Here is a 19,209-nt window from a genome sequence, read left to right as displayed (position 1 = left end):
TGAAGGCTTAGGGTGGGGGACAGCAAATGGCAGAGCATGGTCTGGAACAGTAGGTCGGTATCGGGTCGGTCGCAACCGAGGGGTCGATTGAATGTCTTTTTTTGGCGCATGGACGATGCCCGGGTGCGCTATCTAAGCGCACGTTGTGCGGCGATACCTGCGTAATCACTGGCAGAGTGACCTGGCGTGGGCTTTGCTTTAGAGAAATCCAAACTTGGATACAAGATGGAGTTTCCCATGCACAACGTTTTTGGCTGGACCCTCGGTGAATGGCAGGCTGCTTACCGCAGCGGCGCGATCACGCCGGACATTTTGCTCACCCTGGCCGCGCAATACCCCCCCGAGGACAGCGCCTGGATCGCCCGCGCCCAGCCGTCGTCATTGGCCGAGCAACTGGCACAGTTGAGCGAACGGCTGGCAGCGCTGGGCGGTGATATGACCCAGCTGCTGTTGTATGGCGTGCCGTTTGCGATCAAGGACAACATCGACGCGGCCGGCTGGGACACCACTGCCGCCTGCCCAGAATTTGCCTACCGCGCGACCCGGGATGCCTCGGTCGTGCAGAAGCTGCGCGCCGCCGGCGCGATCCTGATGGGCAAGACCAACCTCGATCAGTTCGCCACCGGCCTGGTGGGCACCCGTTCGCCGTATGGCGCGGTGGGCAACAGTTTCAATGGCGATTACGTCAGCGGCGGCTCCAGCTCCGGTTCTGCATCGGTGGTCGCCCGTGGGCTGGTGGCGTTTTCCCTGGGCACCGACACGGCGGGCTCCGGGCGCGTACCGGCGGGGTTCAACAATATCGTCGGGTTGAAGCCGACCAAGGGGCGTTTGTCCAATACCGGCCTGGTGCCGGCTTGCCGCACGGTGGATTGCGTCTCGGTGTTTGCCTTGACCGTGGAAGATGCCGAGACCGTGGCGCACGTTGCGGCGGGATACGACGCCAGCGATGCCTATTCCCGCGCCAACCCCAACACGGCGCCAGTGGCGGTGGGCGCTTCGATCAAGCTGGCCATCCCGGCGGCCCTGGAGTTTTTCGGCGATACCCAGAACCAGGCCGTGTTCGAACACGCGGTCGAACACTTCAAGGCGCTGGGCGCGGTGATCACCCCGGTGGATTTCACTGCGTTCAAGGAACTGGCGGACCAGCTGTACTTCGGCCCCTGGGTCGCCGAACGCACCGTGGCCCTGGAAAGCATGCTGGAAAACCAGCCCGAGGCAATCAACCCGGTGGTGCGCGGCATTGTCGAGAATGGCCGCCAGTACAGCGCCTGCGACGCCTTCAAAGCCGAATACCTGCGGGCCGAACTGAGCCGCCGCATCAACGACAGCCTGGCCGGTTTCGATGCCTTGCTGGTGCCGACTTCGCCAACCCTGCGCACCATGGCCGAGATGGCGGAAGAGCCGGTGCGCTACAACTCGCAGTTCGGCTACTACACCAACTTCACCAACCTGGCCGACCTCTCGGCCCTGGCGCTGCCGGCCGGTATCCGCGCCGATGGCTTGCCCAGCGGCATTACCTTGCTCGCACCGGCCTGGCATGACACGGCGCTGGCGCACCTGGGCAAGCGCTGGCAAGCCAGCCTGGAGCTGCCTTTGGGCGCCACCCAGCGTTATCTGCCGTCACCGTCCGCACCCGCCCAAGCCCCCGGCTGCGTGCGCGTGGCGGTGGTGGGCGCGCACCTCACCGGCATGCCACTGAATGTCCAGCTGACGACGCGTAACGCGGTGCTGGTGGAGCAAACCCTGACGGCCGACACTTACCGCCTGTACGCGCTGCCGGGCACGGTGCCGCCCAAGCCAGGGCTGGCCAAGGCGGACAGCGGTCGGGCGATCATCGTCGAGCTGTGGGACATGCCCCTCGCACGCTTCGGCGAGTTCGTCGCCGAGATCCCCGCACCGCTGGGGATCGGCAACCTGCTGCTGGCGGATGGGCGCAGCGTCAAAGGCTTCATCTGCGAGCCCTGGGCACTGGCCGATGCCCTCGACATTACCGAGTTCGGTGGCTGGCGCGCCTTTATTGCGAGCCGGGGCTGAGCATGGGGGCCAAGACACGCCCCGACAGCCTGGCCGAGCAGGTCTACGCGCAGCTCAAGGCGGATATCTTCGACTTCCGCCTGCTGCCGGGCGATCGCTTCAGCGAAGGCGAGGTGGCCGAACGCATGCACGCCAGCCGTACGCCGGTGCGTCAGGCGCTGTATCGCTTGGAACGGGAAGGGTATGTGGAGGTGTATTTTCGCAGCGGCTGGCAGGTGAAGCCGTTCGATTTCGCCTACTTCGAAGAGCTCTACGACGTGCGCATCGTGTTGGAACTGGCGGCTGTCGGCCGGTTATGTGCGATGGATGAACCGAACCCGATGCTGCAAGCGTTGCAGGCCACCTGGCAGGTGCAGGAGGGCGAGCGCCTGGAGGACGCCCAGGCCGTATCGGCGCTGGATGAGCGTTTTCATTGCGCGTTGGTGGAAGCCACCGGCAACCGTGAAATGGCGCGCATGCACTACGCCATCACGGAGCAGATCCGCATCATCCGGCGGCTCGACTTTACCCAGGCGCCCCGCATTGCGGCGACGTACGAAGAGCATGGGCAAATACTTGCGGCCATCGTGCAACGCCAGGCTGACCAGGCGCAGCACCTGCTGAAGCGGCACATCGAACTGAGCAAGCAGGCGGTGCGCGAGATCACGTTGCACCGGTTGCATACCGCCCGGCAGGTGGGGGGGCAGATTTCCTGATGCCCTGAGCTTCTGTGGTGAGCGGGCTTGTTGTGATGAGCGGGCTTGCTGTGGTGAGCGGGCTTGTTGTGGTGAGCGGGCTTGCCCCGCGCCGGGCTGCGCAGCAGCCCCAATCAGGCTCCCTGTGTTCTGTCAGGTAAACCGCAGCGCCTGGTTTTGGGTCTGCTTCGCAGCCCAGCGCGGGGCAAGCCCGCTCACCACAAGTTACGAGTAGTCCTCAGATCACGTGGGGTGTGGAGGTGCGCTCTCGAATGCGTTATTGGTTGAGCCTGCGCAAGCTTATTGTGATGAGCGGGCTTGTTGTGGTGAGCGGGCTTGCCCCGCGCCGGGCTGCGCAGCAGCCCCAATCAGGCTCCCTGTGTTCTGTCAGGTAAACCGCAGCGCCTGGTTTTGGGTCTGCTTCGCAGCCCAACGCGGGGCAAGCCCGCTCACCACAAGTTACGAGTAGTCCTCAGATCACTTGGGGCGTGGAGGTGCAATGGGTGAGCCTGCGCAAGCTTATTGTGATGAGCGGGCAAGCTCGCTCACCACAGGTTATTGGGCCTGGCGTGAAAGCCTTTGCAGCTTTGCGATGACCGCCTCGGTTGCCCGCTGCATCGGCGCCCGCAACTCACTCTCGATCAAGCCCTCCAGCGCCAGTGCGGCTTTCACCGGCGCCGGGTTGGGCTCCATGAACAGTGTGTTGATCAACGGCACCAAGCCAAGGAACGTCGCCCGCGCCTCAGCCAACTGGTTGTCCCTTACCTGTTGCCACAGCGCCACAAACTGTTCGGTGCACACATGGGCCGACGCGGCAATCGCACCGCTGGCACCCAGGCACAGCGCATTGAAGATCTGCAGGTCCTCGCCACACAACACATCGGCCTCACCGCTGGCCAACACCGCCAGGGTATTGCCCAGGTTGCCGCCGCAGTCCTTGATCGCCACGATCTGCGGGTGCGCGACGATGTTCAGCAAGGTCGCCTGCTCGAAGGTCACGCCGGTACGGTAGGGAATGTCGTAGAGAATGATCGGCACGCTGGACGCATCGGCCACCGTGCGAAAGAACGCTTCAAGGCCGGCCTGGGAGGGGCGGATGTAACTCGGCGCGGGCACCAGCAAACCCGCCAGCGGGCGCTTGAGCACCTCGGCCTGGAATTGCAGCAGCTCAATCTGGTTGTTGCCCGCCAGACCCATCACCACACGGTGGGCGGGCACCTGTTGCAATACCGCATCCAGCACCGCCAATTGTTCCTGGCGGCTGAGAGATGCGGCTTCGCCGGTGGTGGTGCACACCATGATCCCGGCCACGTGCTTGTCCAGCAGGTGGCTGACCAGGCGGTGCAGGCCGACAAAATCGATGGCGCCGTCCTGGAACGGCGTGACCACGGGAACCCAGATACCTTGAAACGATGACATGCACTTTCTCCTGATGATTGACCGTTTGAGTCACCGTCAGAAAGGCATGGGCAATTGTGCAAGGGGGAGGGAGTCCGCGCTCAATGTCCTGTCAGCTCATCTGACGGGACAGCGCGCCCCGGTCACATGAGCGACTGTTTCTTCGATTTGAGGGCGTGCGCCACGCAACCTTGCGCCTTGGCAATCAAGCCAATGACGGAAAGGTTAACCACTGAGGTTGCGGACATAAGCTGACACACCCATGAAGACTGGGGCTATCTTCATGGAATATTACGAGGTGTGTCAACTTCCCCCGTGGCTTGAATGCGCCGGTGCAGGTGGATCAGCCTTTTATCGCGGCTTCAATCGCCGCAATGTCGATTTTGGTCATGGTCATCATCGCGTCGAAAGCACGTTTGGCTATTGTCGGGTCAGGGTTGGCCACCGCATCGGTCAACACCCGAGGCGTGATCTGCCACGACAATCCCCACTTATCCTTGCACCAACCGCAGGCGCTGGCCTGGCCGCCGTTGTCGATAATGGCGTTCCAGTAGCGATCGGTTTCGGCCTGGTCATCGGTGGCGACCTGGAAGGAAAACGCTTCGCTGTGGGGGAATATCGGGCCGCCATTGAGGCCGATGCACGGGATGCCCATCACGGTGAATTCCACCGTGAGCACATCGCCCTGTTTGCCGGACGGGTAGTCACCGGGGGCCAGGTGCACGGCGTCGACCGTGCTGTCGGGGAAGGTGCTGGCGTAGAAGCGCGCAGCCTCCTCGGCGGTGCCGTTGTACCAGAGGCAGAGGGTGTTCTTGGGTTTCATGATCGGTCTCCACGGACAATGGGTCCATGGAGTTTAGACGGCCAACTGCCGTTCGATCGCCGCCTTGTCGATCACCGACCAGACCTGGGCGATTTTGCCGTCGACGAAGGTGTAGAAAACGTTTTCCGAGAACGCCACCTGGCGACCATTGATCGCCAGCCCGAAAAACTCGCCCCGGGGCGTAACATTGAAGTTCAGCCGGCTGGCGACGGTGGGCGGGTCGGCGATCAGCAACTGGATGTGGAACACCAGGTCGGGGATCTCGCGAAAGTCGCGCTCCAGCATGGCGCGGTAGCCCTCCAGGCCGACCACCTGGGCGTTGTAGCACACGTCCGGGTGGACGAAGTCGCCCAGGCGGTTCCAATCCTGTTGGTTGAGGCAGTCGATGTAGCCGAGGTACAGGTCGGCAAGTTGGTTGCGGGTCATGTTTTTTTCCTCAAGCCCTGCGCGCGGTCAACAACACCGTCGCCGCCGCCGACAACAATCCCGCACAGCAGCGATTGAATATCCGTTTGCCACGCGGCTCGGCAAACCAGCGGCGCATGTGCAGGCCCATATAGGCGTAGAGGCTGATGGCGATCCATTCCAACACCAGGAACAGCGCGCCCAGCACGGCGAATTGCGGGGTGATGGGTTGGCCGGGGACCACGAATTGCGGGAGGAACGCGGTGAAGATCAGGATGGCCTTCGGGTTGCCTGCCGCCACCAGGAACTCCTGTCGCGCCAGTGCCCACAAACCCACCTTCGCGCCTGCCGATTGCGCCTCAGCCTGCGGATCAGCCCGCCACAGCTGGAACGCCAGATAAAACAGATACGCCGCGCCCACAATCTTGATCGCGTAGAACAACAACTCCGACGTCTGCAGCACCACCGCCAAGCCTGCGGAGGCGAGGGCGATCATCCCGGCAAAGGCCAGCAGGCGACCGACACCGGCCAGGCACGAGGTGCGGTAGCCGTAGCGCGTGGCGTTGCTGACGGACAGCAGGTTGTTCGGGCCGGGCGCCATGTTCAGGGCGAAGCAGGCGGGGAGGAACAGGGCGAGGGTGGCGAGGTCCATGGCGGCTCCGGTTTTGGACGGACGGGGACCGTCGAGGATAAGGGGAGTGGAGGTGGTTGGACAATGTGCGCGTTGCTTTCGACCAACAGTGGACTCAGCGGCTCGTCTACTTGTCATGCCCAAAACCCTTCTCACGCGCATGTGGCGCATTATGCGAGTCGCTTGGCGCCATCCGCTAGTGCTGCGAACCGGCAGAGCAGGCAAGCTGAGGGTAAATCTGAGCCAGGAGCCTGATATGCATATCGACAAAACCAAACCTGTAATGGTCACTGGAGCTACGGGCTATGTGGCCGGTTGGCTGGTCAGCCGCCTGCTGCAAGAAGGTTTGACGGTGCACGCTGCCGTCCGTGACCCGGATGATGCATCGAAACTGCACCCTCTGGCTGCGCTGGCTGAAAGCATGCCGGGCACTATCCACTTCTTCGCGGCAGATCTGCTTGCGCCGGGCTCTTACCAGAAGGCGATGCAAGGCTGCGAAGTCGTGTTCCATACCGCCTCGCCCTTCACCCTGGATATTCAGGACCCGGTCAAAGAACTGATAGAGCCGGCTCAACTCGGCACGCGCAATGTTCTGGAGTCTGCCAATGGGACGCCTTCGGTAAAGCGCGTTGTGGTGACTAGCAGCTGCGCCGCCATCTATGGCGACAATGCCGACCTGGCCAAGACCCCAGAAGGGCTGTTCACTGAAGAAATCTGGAACACCAGCTCCTCGGTCGATCATCAGGCCTATTCCTATTCGAAGCTGCTGGCGGAAAAAGAGGCTTGGTCCATTGCAAAGAAACAGGATCGCTGGCACCTGGTAACCATCAACCCTTCGCTGGTGATCGGGCCAGGAGTGAACCCCAACGGTACCTCCGAAAGCTTCAACCTCATTCGTCAGATGGGCGACGGCACCCTGAAGATGGGCGTGCCTGACATCGGCTTCGGTGTCGTCGATGTCAGGGATCTTGCGGAGGCCCACTTCCGGGGCGGTTTTGTCCCAGAGGCCAAAGGGCGCTTCATCGTATCAGGGCATAACACCAGCTTCCTGAAGATGGCTGAGACGCTGCTGGAACGCTATGGTGCGCGCTATCCAATCCCTCGTCGCAAGCTGCCCAAGTGGCTGGTCTGGACGGTCGGGCCACTTATGAACAAGGGACTCACGCGCAAAATGATCAGCCTGAATGTTGACCTGCCATGGCGAGCGGACAATCGTCGCAGCCGTGAGATATTGGGTGTGAGCTATCGTCCGATGCAGGACTCCATGAATGATTTCTTCGCGCAGCTGATAGAAAGTGGCCGCATAAAGGCACGTTGATCACATTATGGAACGATTCTCCGTCTCGTCAGGCTGGAAGGTACTGCTCGCAGACCTGGGCGTCCCGGTCCGCGAGTTCTTGGCTATGGCGCAACTGCCTAAAGACCTGTTCGAACGACGCGATGCCAGCCTGGCGAGCGCGGATTACTTTCGGCTATGGGAAACGCTGACAATATTGCTCGGTGATGCGCAGTTACCGCTGCGCATACTGCGTAATTTTTCAGCAGAAATGTTCGACCCGGCGACTTTCGCGGCATTTTGCAGCCCCAACCTGATTGTCGCATCCCAGCGTATTCAGCAATTCAAACCCCTGATCGGTCCAATGCACCTGGACATCGAGGTACACCCGGAGCGGCTGCGCCTGGGCATCCACTTCGGCGCGACCAGCGAGCAGCCCGCCACCGCGTTGATCGCTGTGGAACTGGGTTATTTCGTCCAGATTGCACGCATGGCGACGCGACAGGTTGTCGTGCCGCTGCGTGTCATTTCCCCCAGGACGCTCGAACCGAAACTGGCATACGAAGAGTTCTTTGGTTGTACCCTGGAGTTAGGTGACAGCATTGGCCTGGAGTTTTCCCGCGCCGACGCCGAGCGCCCGTTTATTACAGAAAACCAGGCCATGTGGGCACTGTTCGAGCCGAAGCTGCAGGAGCGGCTGGCCGAGCTGACCAGAGACTCATCCATAGCCAGCCAAGTGCGTAGTGTTCTGCTTGAGCTGGTGCCAAGTGGGATTACAGGTGCTGATGAGGTCGCACGCAAACTTGCAGTCAGTCGGCGCACCTTGCAACGACGACTCGCCGAGGAGAAAACAAGCTTTTCGCAAGTCCTGCACGGACTACGTGAAGAGTTGGCCCGCCATTACATCCGCAATTCAGAGCTGCCTTACACGCAGATTTCATTCTTGCTGGGTTACGACGACCCCAACTCTTTCTTTCGCGCCTTTCACGGCTGGACCGGGACAACACCGGAACGCTTGCGCCATGAGAACAAGCATTGATCCGAAAAAAAGCTCCACTTTAGTCGCTGGTTGTTGCAGGCATCCCAGGCATTGAATCTGGGGCAGGCGTACAGCAAATAGTTCCCTTGCATCCAACCCTCAAAAGACAGCCCCACAGTGGCCACCATCGATTGCTATGTCATCGCTATCGAATTCGCCTGCGCCACTGCGGGCAAGCTAAGCCACCTGATTCGCAAACCTGCCCACCGCGTCGACCACCCGCTTGGCGCCGTCCTGAATTTCCACAATGACCTGGCCTGCCTGCGTGGCGAGTTCAAGACCTTGCTCTGCCTGGGATTTGCTGTTGGCCATTTCGGCGACGGTCTCATCCACCAGTTTCTGGTTCTGCAGCACCACCGAGGCGATTTCTTCCGTCGCCGTGCTGGTGCGCCCGGCCAGTTGCCGCACTTCATCAGCCACCACCGCAAAGCCGCGACCTTGCTCGCCTGCACGGGCGGCTTCGATCGCGGCATTCAATGCCAGCAGGTTGGTTTGCTGGGCAATGCTGCTGATGGTCTGAATGATCGAACTGATCAGCAGTGACTGTTTTCCGAGGGCTTCGACTCCGCCGGCGGCCGCCTGCATATCAGCGGCGATTTTATGCATGGTATGCATCGTGTCGTTGACCACCACGGCTCCGCGCTCGGCACTGACATCGGTCTGCCGGGAAATTTCAAACGCGGTTTGCGCCGCGCCACTGACTTCCTGTTCCCGGGCAACCTGGTCGGAGACCACCGTGGCGAACTTGACCACCTTGCACAGTGCGCCTTCAGTGTCGTACACCGGGTTGTAGGTTGCTTCCAGCCAGACCGTCTGGCCGCGGCTGTCAACGCGTTCAAATCGGCCGGCTACAAACTCGCCCCTGTTCAGGGTTGCCCAGAAATCCTTGTAGTGCTGCGACGAGGTTTCCTCCGGCTTGCAGAAAATCCGGTGGTGGCTGCCTTTGGCTTGCTCCAGGCTGTAGCCCATGGCGTGCAGGAACTGTTCATTGGCGGTGATGACATGCCCGGAGAGGTCGAACTCGATCACCGCCGTCGAGCGCAGCAATGCCTGGATGAAAGAGGTGTTTTCCGAGGCTTTTTCTACCCGGGCGGTAATGTTCGTTGCATAGCAGGTGACATGACTCAGCTGGCCGCTCGCATCCGTAATCGGCTGCCAATGTGCATGCAGCCATATCAATGAACCGTCGGCATGCAGGTAGCGGTAATCGTCGGTAATGGACTTGCCAGCGGCGACCGCCGCTCGAAAATTATGAAAGCAGGGCAGCTTGGAGACGTACTGCGGCACGATCTCGGCCATGGCACGGCCTCGAAGTTGCTCCGGGGTGTAGCCCAACGACTTGGCAAAGTTGTCGTTGCATGCGGTGATCTTGAATGTCGAGTCGATACTCAACGTCAGCATTTCACGGTTCAGGCCATCGCGCAGTTGGCGCAGTTCCAACAGCTCGGCTGCCTGGGCGTGAAGCTGGTTCTTGGCTTTTGTATTGAACATGGGAAACCGCCTCCTTGGGTTACATCCAGCCTATCGGCACGTCATTCTGCAAATTTAGACCGTTCGACGGGTAAAGCTTCATCAGCCAGCCGGATCCCTGCTAACGCGTTGCGGTCCGCCGCATGTACCGCGCCGGCGGCGAGCCCAGTGTCTTGCGAAACATGCTGATGAACGAACTGACCGACTCGTACCCGAGGGCTTCGGCGGTGCGTTGCACGGATTCGCCCTCGGCCAGGCTCTGCAAGGCCACGATGATTTGCCATTGCTTGCGCCATTGGCCAAAGGTTAGCCCAGTTTCGCTTTTAACCAAGCGCGCCAGGGAGCGCTCGCTCATGGCGACCTGGCGTGCCCATTGGGCCATGGTGCAGCGATTTGACGGGTCCTGGGCCAACCCCCGTGCGATGAAACGCAGCTGCGTTGTGGCCGGAAGCGGCAGGTACAGCTGTTCCGAGGGAGCCAGTTCCAACTGTTCGAGGAGCACGCTCGCCACGCGTGCATTGGCAGACGCCGGCGGATAGTCCTGGGCTTGGGCGCTCAGGTGCAGGATCAATTCCAGGACCAGCGGTGACAGCACCAGCGTGCAGCATGTGTGCGGTAGCGCGGCCGCACCGGGCTCTACGAACAGATAGCCGATCTTGCCGTTGGCGGTCACCCGGTTGCTGTGGGCAATACCGCCCGGGATCCATACGCCGAACCCCGACGGCACCATCCACACGCCATCCTCTACGGTGCATACGATGCCGCCGTGATACGCCACTACCAGTTGGCCTTTGCGGTGGGTATGGACGGGGAATTCGGTGTCGTTTCGCTGACTCCCCAGCATCAAAGCCACTGCGGGCTGGTCGAAACTGTCCAGTTCGAATTGATCCACCCCGTAGAGATGTGTCTCGTCCACGTCGCGCCACCTCGATTGTCTGAATTTGATTATATCTTGGCAGCATACTCAATATCGGCACGGCCTTGCAGTCCCTACCATCGTCAGCAAGGCCATTGCCGACTGCGAGATTCAACGATGCTGAGCGAAATCACGATTGCCCACCTCTACCTGCCGCCTTTCTTGCTCTACCTGGGCGTTACCGCCGTGGTTTACGCACTGCTGGAGCGGATCATGCGGCCCTGGCTGGACTGGGCCTGGCACCCGAGCATGGCGCGTTTCTGCATGTCGTTGATCGTTCTCTCGATCCTTGTGCTGAAGTTTTGAGGCGCGGGCGATGACGATCAAACACCTGCTCAAGACCCTCGTCACCCTGGTGCTCGGCTTGACCGCACTGCTGCTGTGTACGCAGTTGTGGCGCGCCTATGAGTTGGCCCCCTGGACACGGGACGGGCGGGTCAGTGCGCAAGTCATCCGCATTGCCCCCGAAGTGTCCGGCCAGGTTGAACAACTGCTGATCGAGGACAACCAGTGGGTCGCCAAGGGCGCGTTGTTGTATCAGATCGACCGCAGCGCCTATCTGCTGGCCCGGCAACAGCGAACGGCCGAGCTTGCCGAGGCGCGCAGTGTGTTCGAACAGCGCCGCTCACAGCTCAGCCGTCGCCAGCAACTCGGCGATGCCATTGCGCGGGAGGAGACCGACAATGCGGCCCGGGACCTGGCGGTGGCCAGGGCGCGGGTGGACGCGGCCCAGAGCCAGTTGGCCCACGCGCAGCTGGATCTGCAGCGTACGACGGTTCGTTCACCGGTCGACGGGTATGTGACCCAGCTGCGGCTGCAGCCGGGTGACTACGCGGCGGCGGGCGATACCAATATCTTTGTGGTCGACAGCCATAGCTTCTGGGTCACCGCTTACTTCGAGGAGACCAAGCTGCCGGGTGTTCGCGTGGGGGCCGCGGCGTCCATCAAGCTCATGGGCTTTGCACCGCTGCTTGAAGGGCATGTGGCGAGCCTCGGCAGAGGCATTGCCGACGGCAACGAGCTGCGCAGTAACAGCGGCTTGCCCCAGGTGGCTCCTACGTTCAGCTGGATACGCCTGGCCCAGCGTGTGCCGGTTCGGATTGAGCTGGACAAGGTGCCACCGGGCGTGGAGCTGGCGGCGGGGATGACCGCGAGTATCGAGGTCGCCGAGGCGGGGGCCGCTCCCCATTGGCGGCTTACCCAGTGGCTGCAGGATTTCATGTGATGGCCGGTGCACTGCGAATGCTCGGGGCATGGTCGCCCGAGACCTCGGGGTATGTGCTGCGCAGTCTTGCGGCGGCGACATTGGCCCTGTGGCTGGGCTTCCAATTGCACCTGGAGGCGCCGTTCTCGGCGGCTTCGACCGTGTTGCTGCTGATCCATCCGCTGCAGGGCGCGGTGGTCGGCAAGGGCTTCAATCGCGTTCTGGGAACCCTGGTGGGGTTGCTCGCCGCCCTGGTCCTGACCGGCCTGTTCGCGCAAAAAATGCTGCTGTTCATCCTCGGGATCGGGGTGTGGCTCGGCCTTTGTGTCGGTGCCATGACCGTGCTTCGGCACTACCAGGCCACGGCGGCAGTGGTCGCAGGCTATACGGTTTGCCTTGCCCTGGGCCCGGCCATTGTCGCCCCGCAGCAAGGTTTCGAGCATATCGTGGCGCGGGGCACGGCCGTGGTCCTCGGGGTGTTGAGCCTGAGTCTGGTGGCGACGTTGTTCAGCCGCAAGACCGTCGAGTCCAAACTGAACAAGACGCTTGAGGACATCGCCGCCCGTACCTTGGAATTGCTGGCCTTGCGAATTGAGGGGGAGCAGGGCGCGCAACTGGCTAGTGCGCAGGGCCAACTCGCCATCGAGGTGAGTAAGGTGGACGAGCTTCTCGGGATCGGCCGAGGTGAGTCCCGCCTGATCCGTTCCAGGCTCGCGACCCTGCAGGCAGGGCTTGCGTATGTGCACGGGGTGATCCTGGACGAGTCACCGCTCAACCACGGTGGCTTGCCTTCCCTCGTTCGAATGGGCGCGCAACTGCAACAGCTGGCCGACGCAAAGCCGGGTTTTTCCGCGGCAGCCGAGCATGTCCGGGAGATGCAGCACTGCCTCGCCCAGGCCCATGAAAACCGTCAAAGCCAGCAGTGCTTGAGTGAACAATTGGCAGACCTGTCCAGCGCCTTGCTGAGCTTTGCCTGCCTTGAGCGCGCGCCCCGGACGCCGGCCCGCGCCGTGGGGTTCCACCGCCATTACGGCGACGCGCTGCGCAACGGTCTACGCGCCCTGGCGGCCACGCTTGCAACCGCTGCGGTCTGGTACCTGAGCGCCTGGGACCAGGGGCCAACCTTGCTGGCAGTGTTGGGCCCGTGCTGCACCTTGCTGGCCACCAGCCCGGCGCCCGCTCAAGGCATCGGCCGTTTCTTCGAGGGAACGCTGTACGGCATCGTAACGGCAGCGGCGTGCAAGTTCCTGGTGTTGCCGCACATCAGCGGGTTCGCGTTGCTCAGCGTCGTGCTGATCGCCTTCTGGACCGTCGGCATTCATGCCACCACCCGGCCGCGCTACGCCTTGCAGGGCATTGCCTACCTGATCGCGTTCAACACCCTCGTCGGCACCGGCGGCACGGCCCAGTACGACTTCACGGACTTCGCCAATCAAGCGCTCGCCTGGCTGGTAGCGCTTGCCATCTGCCTGCTGGCCTTCCAGCTACTGCCGGGGCAATCCGCCCGCCATGTACACGTCCTGACCCAGGCGCTGCACAGGGACACCCGGCGCTTACTCCGGCACGGGCGCCGCATGGACCTGCTCAAGTGGCAGGCCCGGCAACAGCACCGATTGGTTGCCTTGCAGGCACTCTTGGGCGCTGGTCACCAACCGGCGGGCGGCGCCGGCTCTGTGTCCCTTCAATTGAGCCGCCGGCTGCTGACTTTGCAACGCCAGACACGGGAGCTGGAACCTGACTCAGCAATCGCCAAATGTGCGCAAAGGGGCGAGCGGCGTATTTCACGGTATGCCTCCACTCCCGCGATCAGCGCGGCTCAGGCACGTCGGACGTCGAGATCATTGACCCGGCTGGGGGCTCACGCTCTGGCGGCTGGCTACCAGGATTTAGCCGGGCTGCTCGACACCTATTCAAGCATTACCAACGCGGATATCCGCATCCATTCCAGTTCAAACAACCAAGGTGAGATGAAATGAAGCAACTCCTTATCTGGACGCTTTTCGGCATGATCGCGTCGACGCCATGGGCCGTGCAGGCATCGGACGGGGCTGAGGCGCTGGCGCGCTGGCAGCAGCAATTCAAGCAGGAGCAAAAACAGCGGGCTGAACGCCCGAGGGGGGATCAGGGCTCCAGGTCCAAGGCCGCAATGATCGGGAAAGGGAAAACCTGATCGGATAGCGGCCGGGGCAGGGACATTCATCGGGCGAGGGCTTGATTGAACAGGTTCTGCAGAAGCCCCTCACCCCGCCGCAGAGTCAGAAGCTCTCAAGACGCACGTGGATTCCCGCTCGTCCAGCCAGCTCGATAACGTCTTCGAGTCGATCCGTGTCAACAATGAAACCGTCGTAATTTTCACCTCCGGAATCCAGGTGAAGAAACCGTTTACCGAACCGGGCGAGCCACTGATCAAAGTTATCGAGAACCTGTGGCATGGAGGTAGCGTTTTCCCGTACATAGGCGTAGGGCGTCTTCAAGCCACTGGCGCTGACCAGAAAGGGCGCTAGATACTCAAACACGTCATAGCCCCTCCAATCCACGCTGAGGAGTACAAGGTGTTCGAGTTTTTGCCCCTTGGCGTCATTCAGGAAACCTTCGGTGAGGGCACTGCAGGGGTCATCTCCCATCGCGTATCTGCGCATAACGCGGCGGACAAGTCTGGCGCCTTCTTTTTCCGCCGTGGTGGCCACCAGCGCCTGGGCAAAGGCTTCGAGGGCTTTTTTCTGGGAGGGGTCGCTGCGCTCGGGCCGCAGCTCTTTCATGATCGCTGAAGCGCTGAGGTTGGTTTCCTCGGGAGGAGGCATGGTAAAGCGTCCACCAAACAATCGATCCAAAATGCCCATGTCTGTCCCTGTATGAGTGTGAGGAAAACCATTGAGTCAAATGCAACTGCCGTTCAACAACTGCCCAGGGGCGATCAAGGCAAGGGCGCCGGGGTCACGGTGTACCAGCCCGACGGTGTTTTGGCACACACCTGCGGTCTCAGCGGCGTTTCTACGGTGGTGTCGGCCTGGGTGGAGAGCTGGCGGACGGCAATCACGCAGCCGGCCTTGAACGTGCTGATTTTCATCATTTGAAGTTCCATTTCATAGTCTTTACCGGGCTCGGGGATAAGCGTGACGGGCGCGGGAAAGCAGGATAGCTGCGAGCCCCCCATGGCGAACCCTGCAATAAACGGTTTACCGGCCGGGATGACATGTTCGTCAAACACCTTGGGCGATTGATTGATGGCTTTGCTCGCCTTGCTGGCAGGCATGCCAATCACGCTGTTCTGGCGGTCTGTCGCCCGGAAAGGGTAGAGCCCCGCCGAGTCGACATGGGCTGTTTGCCATCCGGCTTCTTCGGGGGTTTTGGTCAGCAGGGACTCGTTGTAGAACATCTCGCAGGTCTGGCCACTGATAAAGCCGGCGTGGGTGGTGTCACCGGTGATCAGGCGGACACGCGCGGTAGTGGTCGGGTCATATCGGCTGATGTGTGCTTCGTTGCGAACGTCGGTCTTGGTGGTGGCGCAGCCGATCAGCGTCAAGCTGACGGCCAGGGGAAACAGTAAACGCATGGGTAACCTTCATATCCTGTGAGGGTTGGGGGCCGCAACCATTACTATGGCGGGGATATGTTCGCCCACTTGCGATACACAGGGGAAGGGACAGGGAGGGGACGTTCATGGCGGCTGTACATTGACGTAACATAGCCGCATAACACTCAGCCTCGGATGTTATCGGGAATGAAAATTGGCCCACTGGACGGGATGAAAATTGCCTATCACATCACCAGCTCACACGTTACGTGCACTGTCGGAGCTCGATTACTACCACATTAGGTCGGTTCAGCTCCCCGTTGAAATCACCATGCTTGACGCGTGGAACATCACAACCGCTGAGCCGGGACTGGCCATGCGGCTGGCTTTCCGAATAAGGGACGCAATTTCTTCGTTATTCGGTGTGAAGCGAATCGGCGGGTTCTCCGGCGTTGCGCGAAAAACGGTACACGCAGGCGAACACCTGGATTTCTTTCTGGTTGAGCACAGCGCCTCCGATATCCTGGTTCTTACCGAGCGTGACAGGCATCTGGATGTCATGGTCTGCCTTTCGATAACAGATCGTGTGCTCACCATCACATCATCGGTCGTCACGCATAACCTCTATGGACGCATCTACATGTTACCGGTAGGGCTCGCCCATAAAGTGATCGTCAGTAGTCATCTGCGCCGACTGAAGAGAAGCCTTGAAAGGCCGTAGAGGTTGGTTGTTCCGGTCGATCAGCGAACCCATACACGCGTCCATCAGCACCCATCCTGTCGCCCACTGACAGGCGCATGCACGGCCAGCAACTCAGCCACCCATTCGATAAACACGCGCAGCTTGAGGCTGATATGCCGGTTCGGCGGAAAGGCCACGTAAAGCGGCATCGGATCAAGGTGCCAGTCCTTGAACAAGGGCACTAATTCGCCCCGGTCCTCGAAGGCTTTCGACATGTAGCTGGGCAACCACAGCACGCCAAGTCGGCAGCCATGCAGACGGCTCGCCCGAGCCCGATCTGGAGGATCAGGTCCGTCTGGCGTTCAACAACCTGAATGCGATCCTGGGGTCTGCCGGCTGCACCTTTGACGATGTGATCGATGTGACGGTGTTTATCGTCGATCCCGAATCCAGGTTCGAGACGATCTGGAAGGTGGTGCCGGAGTTCTGGGGCGAGGCACCGCACCCGACGCTGACTGGCGTGGGGGTTACGTGGCTGTATGGGTACCAGTTCGAGATCAAGGTGATTGCCAGGCTTCCTTTGTGAATCCGTGCTGGCACATCTACCTCAGCAAGCACGGCTAGGCGCAGGCTGTCGGTATAGTTGATCCTATCGTCCAACGCCTATCCCGGAGCTTGCAACCCGTGTCTGACTTGCCAGGCAACGCCGCCTACACACAGCGCTTCGACGCCGTACTCGCTTATATCGACGCGAATCTTGAAGGTGACTTGTCGGTGAAGGCGCTGAGCGAGGTGGCGCATTTTTCGGTGTTTCACTTCCATCGGCAATTCACCGCGTTCGTGGGCATGCCGGTTGCGCGCTATGTGCAACTGATGCGCCTGCGCCGCGCGGCACATGACTTGTCTTCCCGCGCTGATTATTCGGTGCTGGAGGCGGCGCTGGGGGCCGGCTTCGAAAGTCCTGAAGCCTTTGCCAGGGCGTTCAGGCGAGCGTTCGGCATGGCGCCGAGCGTATTCCGGAAACGACCGGATTGGCAGCTCTGGCGCGGGGTATTCAGCGTCCCTTACTTTTCCAGGAGCATCATCATGCAGGTACGAATTGTGGAGTTTCCTGCGGTCAAGGTGGCCGCATTCGAGCACCGCAGCGCCCCAGGGCGCGTGAATGAAAGCGTGCAGACATTCATTGCGTGGCGCATGCACAGCGGGCAGTCGCCGGTGGCTTCAAGTCGCAGCTTCGGTATTCCCTTCGACAATCCTGATACGACCCCGGCCGACGAGTTCCGGTTTGCCATTTGCGGCGAGATTCACCAGGCGCTGGCCGCGAATGAGTTCGGCGTCACTGAACGCGTCATCCCCGGCGGGCGCTGTGTGGTGGTGCGTCATGTGGGTTCGCCGGATCACATCGCAGAGTCGATCTATCCGATCTACCGCGACTGGCTGCCTGGCAGCGGCGAGGAGCTTCGGGACCAGCCGTTGTTTTTCGAATACCTGAGCATTTTCCCCGAGACACCGCAGGATCAATGGCAGACCGATATTTATGTGCCGTTGCAATAGCGGCGCTCGCCAGCCTGTGGGAGCGCGACTGCGCTTCCACGCCAGGTGTTGCGGCCAGCTACGGCTGAGCGGTCCACACCGCCAGTTCATAACCATCCGGATCAATGAAGTGAAACCTGCTGCCACCGGGGAACGAAAAGGTCTCGCGGCTGATCGCGGCGCCTGCGGATTTGAGCCGCTGCTGCGTGCCTTCAAGATCATCCGCGTACAGGATCACCAGCGGGCCACCCGGTCGAACGGGCTCTGCGGTAGTGAACCCGCCGGTCAGCCTGCCATCGCTGAACTCGGTGTAGGTGGGGCCGTAGTCGACGAATGTCCAGCCGAACACTGCGCCGTAGAAGGCTTTGCTGCGGGCGATGTCGCCCACGTTGAACTCGATATTGTCGATCTGTCGGTCTTGACCGCGAACGCTCATGGTTGCCTCCTTGGCGGACGGTTGAGGGGCGAGTGTAGCGGTTTACACCCGGGACTGGGTTACCATGCCGGCGCGAAATTCCCGCCGAACCCTCTGGCCACTTATGTCCTCCAACGCGCTGTACACCGACCTGTCCATCTACTACGACCTGATGTGCGCCGACATCGACTACCGCGCGCAGAGCCACAGCGTGCGCCGCCTGCACCAGTTGTTCGGCAATGAGGGGCGCCGCCATCTGGACCTTGCCTGCGGCACCGGGCCCCATGTGCGGCACTTCCTCGACTTCGGCTACCGCAGCACCGGCCTGGACATCAGCCAACCGATGCTGGACCTCGCCCAACTGCGTTGCCCCGAGGCACGGTTCAGCCGCCAGGACATGGCCGGCTTCCAGGTGGACGAACCGCAAGACCTGATCACCTGTTTCCTGTACTCGACCCACTACAACCCCGGGCTGGCCCAACTGCGCGCCTGCCTCGCCAGCGTGCACGACGCACTCGCCGACAACGGCGTGTTCTGCTTCAACGCGGTGGACAAACTGCATATCGACAACCGCTTGCTGGTACGCCATAGCGTGGAGTTTGAAGGCAGTCATTTCACCTTTGGCTCCGGCTGGCATTACCGCGGAGAAGGGGAGCAGCAGGCGCTGCGCCTGAGTATCGAGAAGACCACGGCGGGTGTGACCCAGGCCTGGCAGGATGAGCACACCATGGTGGCGCTGAGTTTCACGGAGTTGCAGGGGCTGTTACAGCCGTACTTTGAGGTGCAGGTGTTCGAGCATGACTATGAACGGATCACGCCCTGGGCGGGCGTGACCGGCAATGCGTTGTTTGTGTGTGTGAAACGTTAATAAACTGCCGCTCCTTCATATGCCTGAAAAAGGCCCAGGCAGATCAACCGTCGCCTCCACCTCCGCAAGCAATCAGTTCAATAAGTCCCATTTGGTACCACTTATTCTGGCAACTCCATCCATGTTCAAAAGTAAAGGCGCTGGCCGTACCGCTGAACGCAAGGCCTGCTGAGAGAGCCAATGCTAATGCGATGGTCGAACGTACTTTCTTCATATTGTCTTTCATAAAAACTCCCTCTATCACTTGATCGCTGTGTGGCCCGAGTCGGTCAAGGTGGCGCGGTTGTCAAAACCAACCGCCCGTCTTTCGGCTGGGACACTCCTTAC

Annotated in this window: 20 protein-coding genes and 4 pseudogenes; 12 read left to right on the top strand and 12 right to left on the bottom strand. The window is 61.1% G+C overall.

The window, feature by feature from the left end:
* Positions 1–237 precede the first annotated feature (237 nt).
* Together atzF and B9N88_RS01230 are read left to right on the top strand one after the other, a co-directional pair.
* A complete protein-coding gene (gene atzF, locus B9N88_RS01235; protein ID WP_027608449.1) occupies positions 238–2,034 on the top strand; it encodes an allophanate hydrolase in 1,797 nt (598 codons plus the stop codon).
* A gap of 2 nt (positions 2,035–2,036) precedes the next feature.
* A complete protein-coding gene (locus tag B9N88_RS01230; RefSeq protein WP_043293882.1) occupies positions 2,037–2,729 on the top strand; it encodes a GntR family transcriptional regulator in 693 nt (230 codons plus the stop codon).
* A 534-nt stretch (positions 2,730–3,263) separates the two neighbouring features.
* Here the strand turns inward: B9N88_RS01230 and dapA are convergent.
* From dapA to B9N88_RS01210, 4 genes are all read right to left on the bottom strand, one after another.
* Positions 3,264–4,127, bottom strand: coding sequence for a 4-hydroxy-tetrahydrodipicolinate synthase (gene dapA / locus B9N88_RS01225; protein ID WP_027608447.1), 864 nt, complete (start codon positions 4,125–4,127; stop codon positions 3,264–3,266).
* 322 nt (positions 4,128–4,449) lie between these two features.
* Positions 4,450–4,929 (bottom strand): VOC family protein, encoded by a 480-nt coding sequence (locus B9N88_RS01220; protein ID WP_027608446.1) that lies wholly within the window; start codon positions 4,927–4,929, stop codon positions 4,450–4,452.
* A 33-nt stretch (positions 4,930–4,962) separates the two neighbouring features.
* A complete protein-coding gene (locus B9N88_RS01215) occupies positions 4,963–5,355 on the bottom strand; it encodes an ester cyclase (protein ID WP_027608445.1) in 393 nt (130 codons plus the stop codon).
* A gap of 10 nt (positions 5,356–5,365) precedes the next feature.
* Complete coding sequence (locus B9N88_RS01210) at positions 5,366–5,986, bottom strand: LysE family translocator (RefSeq protein WP_027608444.1); 621 nt, start codon at positions 5,984–5,986, stop codon at positions 5,366–5,368.
* Positions 5,987–6,221: 235 nt separating this feature from the next.
* On the opposite strand from B9N88_RS01210, the gene B9N88_RS01205 reads away from it, so the two are divergent.
* Together B9N88_RS01205 and B9N88_RS01200 are read left to right on the top strand one after the other, a co-directional pair.
* A complete protein-coding gene (locus tag B9N88_RS01205) occupies positions 6,222–7,283 on the top strand; it encodes an NAD-dependent epimerase/dehydratase family protein (protein ID WP_027608443.1) in 1,062 nt (353 codons plus the stop codon).
* A 7-nt stretch (positions 7,284–7,290) separates the two neighbouring features.
* On the top strand, positions 7,291–8,280 hold the full coding sequence (locus B9N88_RS01200; protein WP_027608442.1) for a helix-turn-helix domain-containing protein: 990 nt from the start codon (positions 7,291–7,293) through the stop codon (positions 8,278–8,280).
* Positions 8,281–8,457: 177 nt separating this feature from the next.
* On the opposite strand, the pseudogene B9N88_RS33120 reads toward B9N88_RS01200, so the two are convergent.
* The 3 genes and pseudogenes from B9N88_RS33120 to B9N88_RS01190 form a co-directional block, all read right to left on the bottom strand.
* Positions 8,458–8,892: pseudogene (locus B9N88_RS33120) on the bottom strand (methyl-accepting chemotaxis protein); the annotation flags it as partial.
* 105 nt (positions 8,893–8,997) lie between these two features.
* Positions 8,998–9,681, bottom strand: a pseudogene (locus B9N88_RS33115) (PAS domain-containing protein); the annotation flags it as partial.
* 190 nt (positions 9,682–9,871) lie between these two features.
* Complete coding sequence (locus tag B9N88_RS01190; protein ID WP_027608440.1) at positions 9,872–10,666, bottom strand: AraC family transcriptional regulator; 795 nt, start codon at positions 10,664–10,666, stop codon at positions 9,872–9,874.
* A 117-nt stretch (positions 10,667–10,783) separates the two neighbouring features.
* On the opposite strand from B9N88_RS01190, the gene B9N88_RS01185 reads away from it, so the two are divergent.
* The 4 genes from B9N88_RS01185 to B9N88_RS01170 are packed head-to-tail and all read left to right on the top strand — an operon-like array spanning position 10,784 to position 14,040.
* A complete protein-coding gene (locus B9N88_RS01185; RefSeq protein WP_027608439.1) occupies positions 10,784–10,972 on the top strand; it encodes a DUF1656 domain-containing protein in 189 nt (62 codons plus the stop codon).
* A gap of 10 nt (positions 10,973–10,982) precedes the next feature.
* Entirely contained in the window at positions 10,983–11,891 is a 909-nt protein-coding gene (locus tag B9N88_RS01180) for an efflux RND transporter periplasmic adaptor subunit (protein WP_027608438.1), read from the top strand.
* Positions 11,891–13,846: an FUSC family protein gene (locus B9N88_RS01175; RefSeq protein WP_051429429.1), complete on the top strand. Its 1,956-nt coding sequence runs from the start codon at positions 11,891–11,893 to the stop codon at positions 13,844–13,846. Before B9N88_RS01180 ends, B9N88_RS01175 begins: the two co-directional genes overlap by 1 nt.
* Positions 13,843–14,040: a hypothetical protein gene (locus B9N88_RS01170; protein WP_027608437.1), complete on the top strand. Its 198-nt coding sequence runs from the start codon at positions 13,843–13,845 to the stop codon at positions 14,038–14,040. The genes B9N88_RS01175 and B9N88_RS01170 overlap by 4 nt, the downstream gene beginning before the upstream one ends.
* 85 nt (positions 14,041–14,125) lie before the next feature.
* Here the strand turns inward: B9N88_RS01170 and B9N88_RS01165 are convergent, their stop codons facing one another.
* Both B9N88_RS01165 and B9N88_RS01160 read right to left on the bottom strand, forming a co-directional pair.
* Positions 14,126–14,710: a DUF6630 family protein gene (locus tag B9N88_RS01165; protein ID WP_027608436.1), complete on the bottom strand. Its 585-nt coding sequence runs from the start codon at positions 14,708–14,710 to the stop codon at positions 14,126–14,128.
* Positions 14,711–14,784: 74 nt separating this feature from the next.
* Positions 14,785–15,423 carry a hypothetical protein gene (locus tag B9N88_RS01160; protein ID WP_027608435.1) on the bottom strand — a complete coding sequence of 213 codons (639 nt, stop codon included), beginning with the start codon at positions 15,421–15,423 and terminating at the stop codon, positions 14,785–14,787.
* A 199-nt stretch (positions 15,424–15,622) separates the two neighbouring features.
* Here B9N88_RS01160 and B9N88_RS01155 point away from each other — a divergent pair, with 199 nt between their 5' ends.
* On the top strand, positions 15,623–16,105 hold the full coding sequence (locus B9N88_RS01155; RefSeq protein WP_081744501.1) for a DUF2867 domain-containing protein: 483 nt from the start codon (positions 15,623–15,625) through the stop codon (positions 16,103–16,105).
* Between the two features lie 44 nt (positions 16,106–16,149).
* On the opposite strand, the pseudogene B9N88_RS01150 reads toward B9N88_RS01155, so the two are convergent.
* A pseudogene (locus B9N88_RS01150) lies at positions 16,150–16,368 on the bottom strand (LysR substrate-binding domain-containing protein); the annotation flags it as partial.
* Between B9N88_RS01150 and B9N88_RS01145 the strand changes: the two are divergent.
* Both B9N88_RS01145 and B9N88_RS01140 read left to right on the top strand, forming a co-directional pair.
* Positions 16,365–16,652 (top strand): annotated as a pseudogene (locus B9N88_RS01145) (Rid family hydrolase); the annotation flags it as partial. The pseudogenes B9N88_RS01150 and B9N88_RS01145 overlap by 4 nt on opposite strands.
* 98 nt (positions 16,653–16,750) lie before the next feature.
* A complete protein-coding gene (locus tag B9N88_RS01140) occupies positions 16,751–17,620 on the top strand; it encodes an AraC family transcriptional regulator (RefSeq protein ID WP_027608433.1) in 870 nt (289 codons plus the stop codon).
* A gap of 58 nt (positions 17,621–17,678) precedes the next feature.
* Here B9N88_RS01140 and B9N88_RS01135 read toward each other — a convergent pair whose 3' ends face one another.
* Complete coding sequence (locus B9N88_RS01135; RefSeq protein WP_027608432.1) at positions 17,679–18,035, bottom strand: VOC family protein; 357 nt, start codon at positions 18,033–18,035, stop codon at positions 17,679–17,681.
* A gap of 103 nt (positions 18,036–18,138) precedes the next feature.
* Here B9N88_RS01135 and B9N88_RS01130 point away from each other — a divergent pair, with 103 nt between their 5' ends.
* Positions 18,139–18,882, top strand: coding sequence for a class I SAM-dependent DNA methyltransferase (locus B9N88_RS01130; protein WP_027608431.1), 744 nt, complete (start codon positions 18,139–18,141; stop codon positions 18,880–18,882).
* 43 nt (positions 18,883–18,925) lie between these two features.
* Here the strand turns inward: B9N88_RS01130 and B9N88_RS01125 are convergent, their stop codons facing one another.
* Positions 18,926–19,108 carry a hypothetical protein gene (locus B9N88_RS01125; RefSeq protein WP_081744500.1) on the bottom strand — a complete coding sequence of 61 codons (183 nt, stop codon included), beginning with the start codon at positions 19,106–19,108 and terminating at the stop codon, positions 18,926–18,928.
* Positions 19,109–19,209 lie beyond the last annotated feature (101 nt).

The organism is Pseudomonas sp. LAMO17WK12:I1, from assembly GCF_900177315.1.
Classification (GTDB): Bacteria; Pseudomonadota; Gammaproteobacteria; order Pseudomonadales; family Pseudomonadaceae; genus Aquipseudomonas; species Aquipseudomonas marginalis.
Note: the sequence above shows the minus strand (reverse complement) of the source record. Positions and strands in the feature narration are given on the sequence as shown.

Bases quoted from the DNA above. Each gene is read 5' to 3' on its own strand.
- B9N88_RS01215 (WP_027608445.1), bottom strand. From the start codon at position 5,355: ATGACCCGCAACCAACTTGCCGACCTGTACCTCGGCTACATCGACTGC.
- B9N88_RS01200 (WP_027608442.1), top strand. From the start codon at position 7,291: ATGGAACGATTCTCCGTCTCGTCAGGCTGGAAGGTACTGCTCGCAGAC.
- B9N88_RS01160 (WP_027608435.1), bottom strand. From the start codon at position 15,423: ATGCGTTTACTGTTTCCCCTGGCCGTCAGCTTGACGCTGATCGGCTGC.
- B9N88_RS01135 (WP_027608432.1), bottom strand. From the start codon at position 18,035: ATGAGCGTTCGCGGTCAAGACCGACAGATCGACAATATCGAGTTCAAC.
- B9N88_RS01180 (WP_027608438.1), top strand. From the start codon at position 10,983: ATGACGATCAAACACCTGCTCAAGACCCTCGTCACCCTGGTGCTCGGC.
- B9N88_RS01165 (WP_027608436.1), bottom strand. From the start codon at position 14,710: ATGGGCATTTTGGATCGATTGTTTGGTGGACGCTTTACCATGCCTCCT.
- B9N88_RS01230 (WP_043293882.1), top strand. From the start codon at position 2,037: ATGGGGGCCAAGACACGCCCCGACAGCCTGGCCGAGCAGGTCTACGCG.
- B9N88_RS01185 (WP_027608439.1), top strand. From the start codon at position 10,784: ATGCTGAGCGAAATCACGATTGCCCACCTCTACCTGCCGCCTTTCTTG.
- B9N88_RS01175 (WP_051429429.1), top strand. From the start codon at position 11,891: ATGGCCGGTGCACTGCGAATGCTCGGGGCATGGTCGCCCGAGACCTCG.
- dapA (WP_027608447.1), bottom strand. From the start codon at position 4,127: ATGTCATCGTTTCAAGGTATCTGGGTTCCCGTGGTCACGCCGTTCCAG.
- B9N88_RS01170 (WP_027608437.1), top strand. From the start codon at position 13,843: ATGAAGCAACTCCTTATCTGGACGCTTTTCGGCATGATCGCGTCGACG.
- B9N88_RS01125 (WP_081744500.1), bottom strand. From the start codon at position 19,108: ATGAAAGACAATATGAAGAAAGTACGTTCGACCATCGCATTAGCATTG.
- B9N88_RS01210 (WP_027608444.1), bottom strand. From the start codon at position 5,986: ATGGACCTCGCCACCCTCGCCCTGTTCCTCCCCGCCTGCTTCGCCCTG.
- atzF (WP_027608449.1), top strand. From the start codon at position 238: ATGCACAACGTTTTTGGCTGGACCCTCGGTGAATGGCAGGCTGCTTAC.
- B9N88_RS01220 (WP_027608446.1), bottom strand. From the start codon at position 4,929: ATGAAACCCAAGAACACCCTCTGCCTCTGGTACAACGGCACCGCCGAG.
- B9N88_RS01205 (WP_027608443.1), top strand. From the start codon at position 6,222: ATGCATATCGACAAAACCAAACCTGTAATGGTCACTGGAGCTACGGGC.
- B9N88_RS01130 (WP_027608431.1), top strand. From the start codon at position 18,139: ATGTCCTCCAACGCGCTGTACACCGACCTGTCCATCTACTACGACCTG.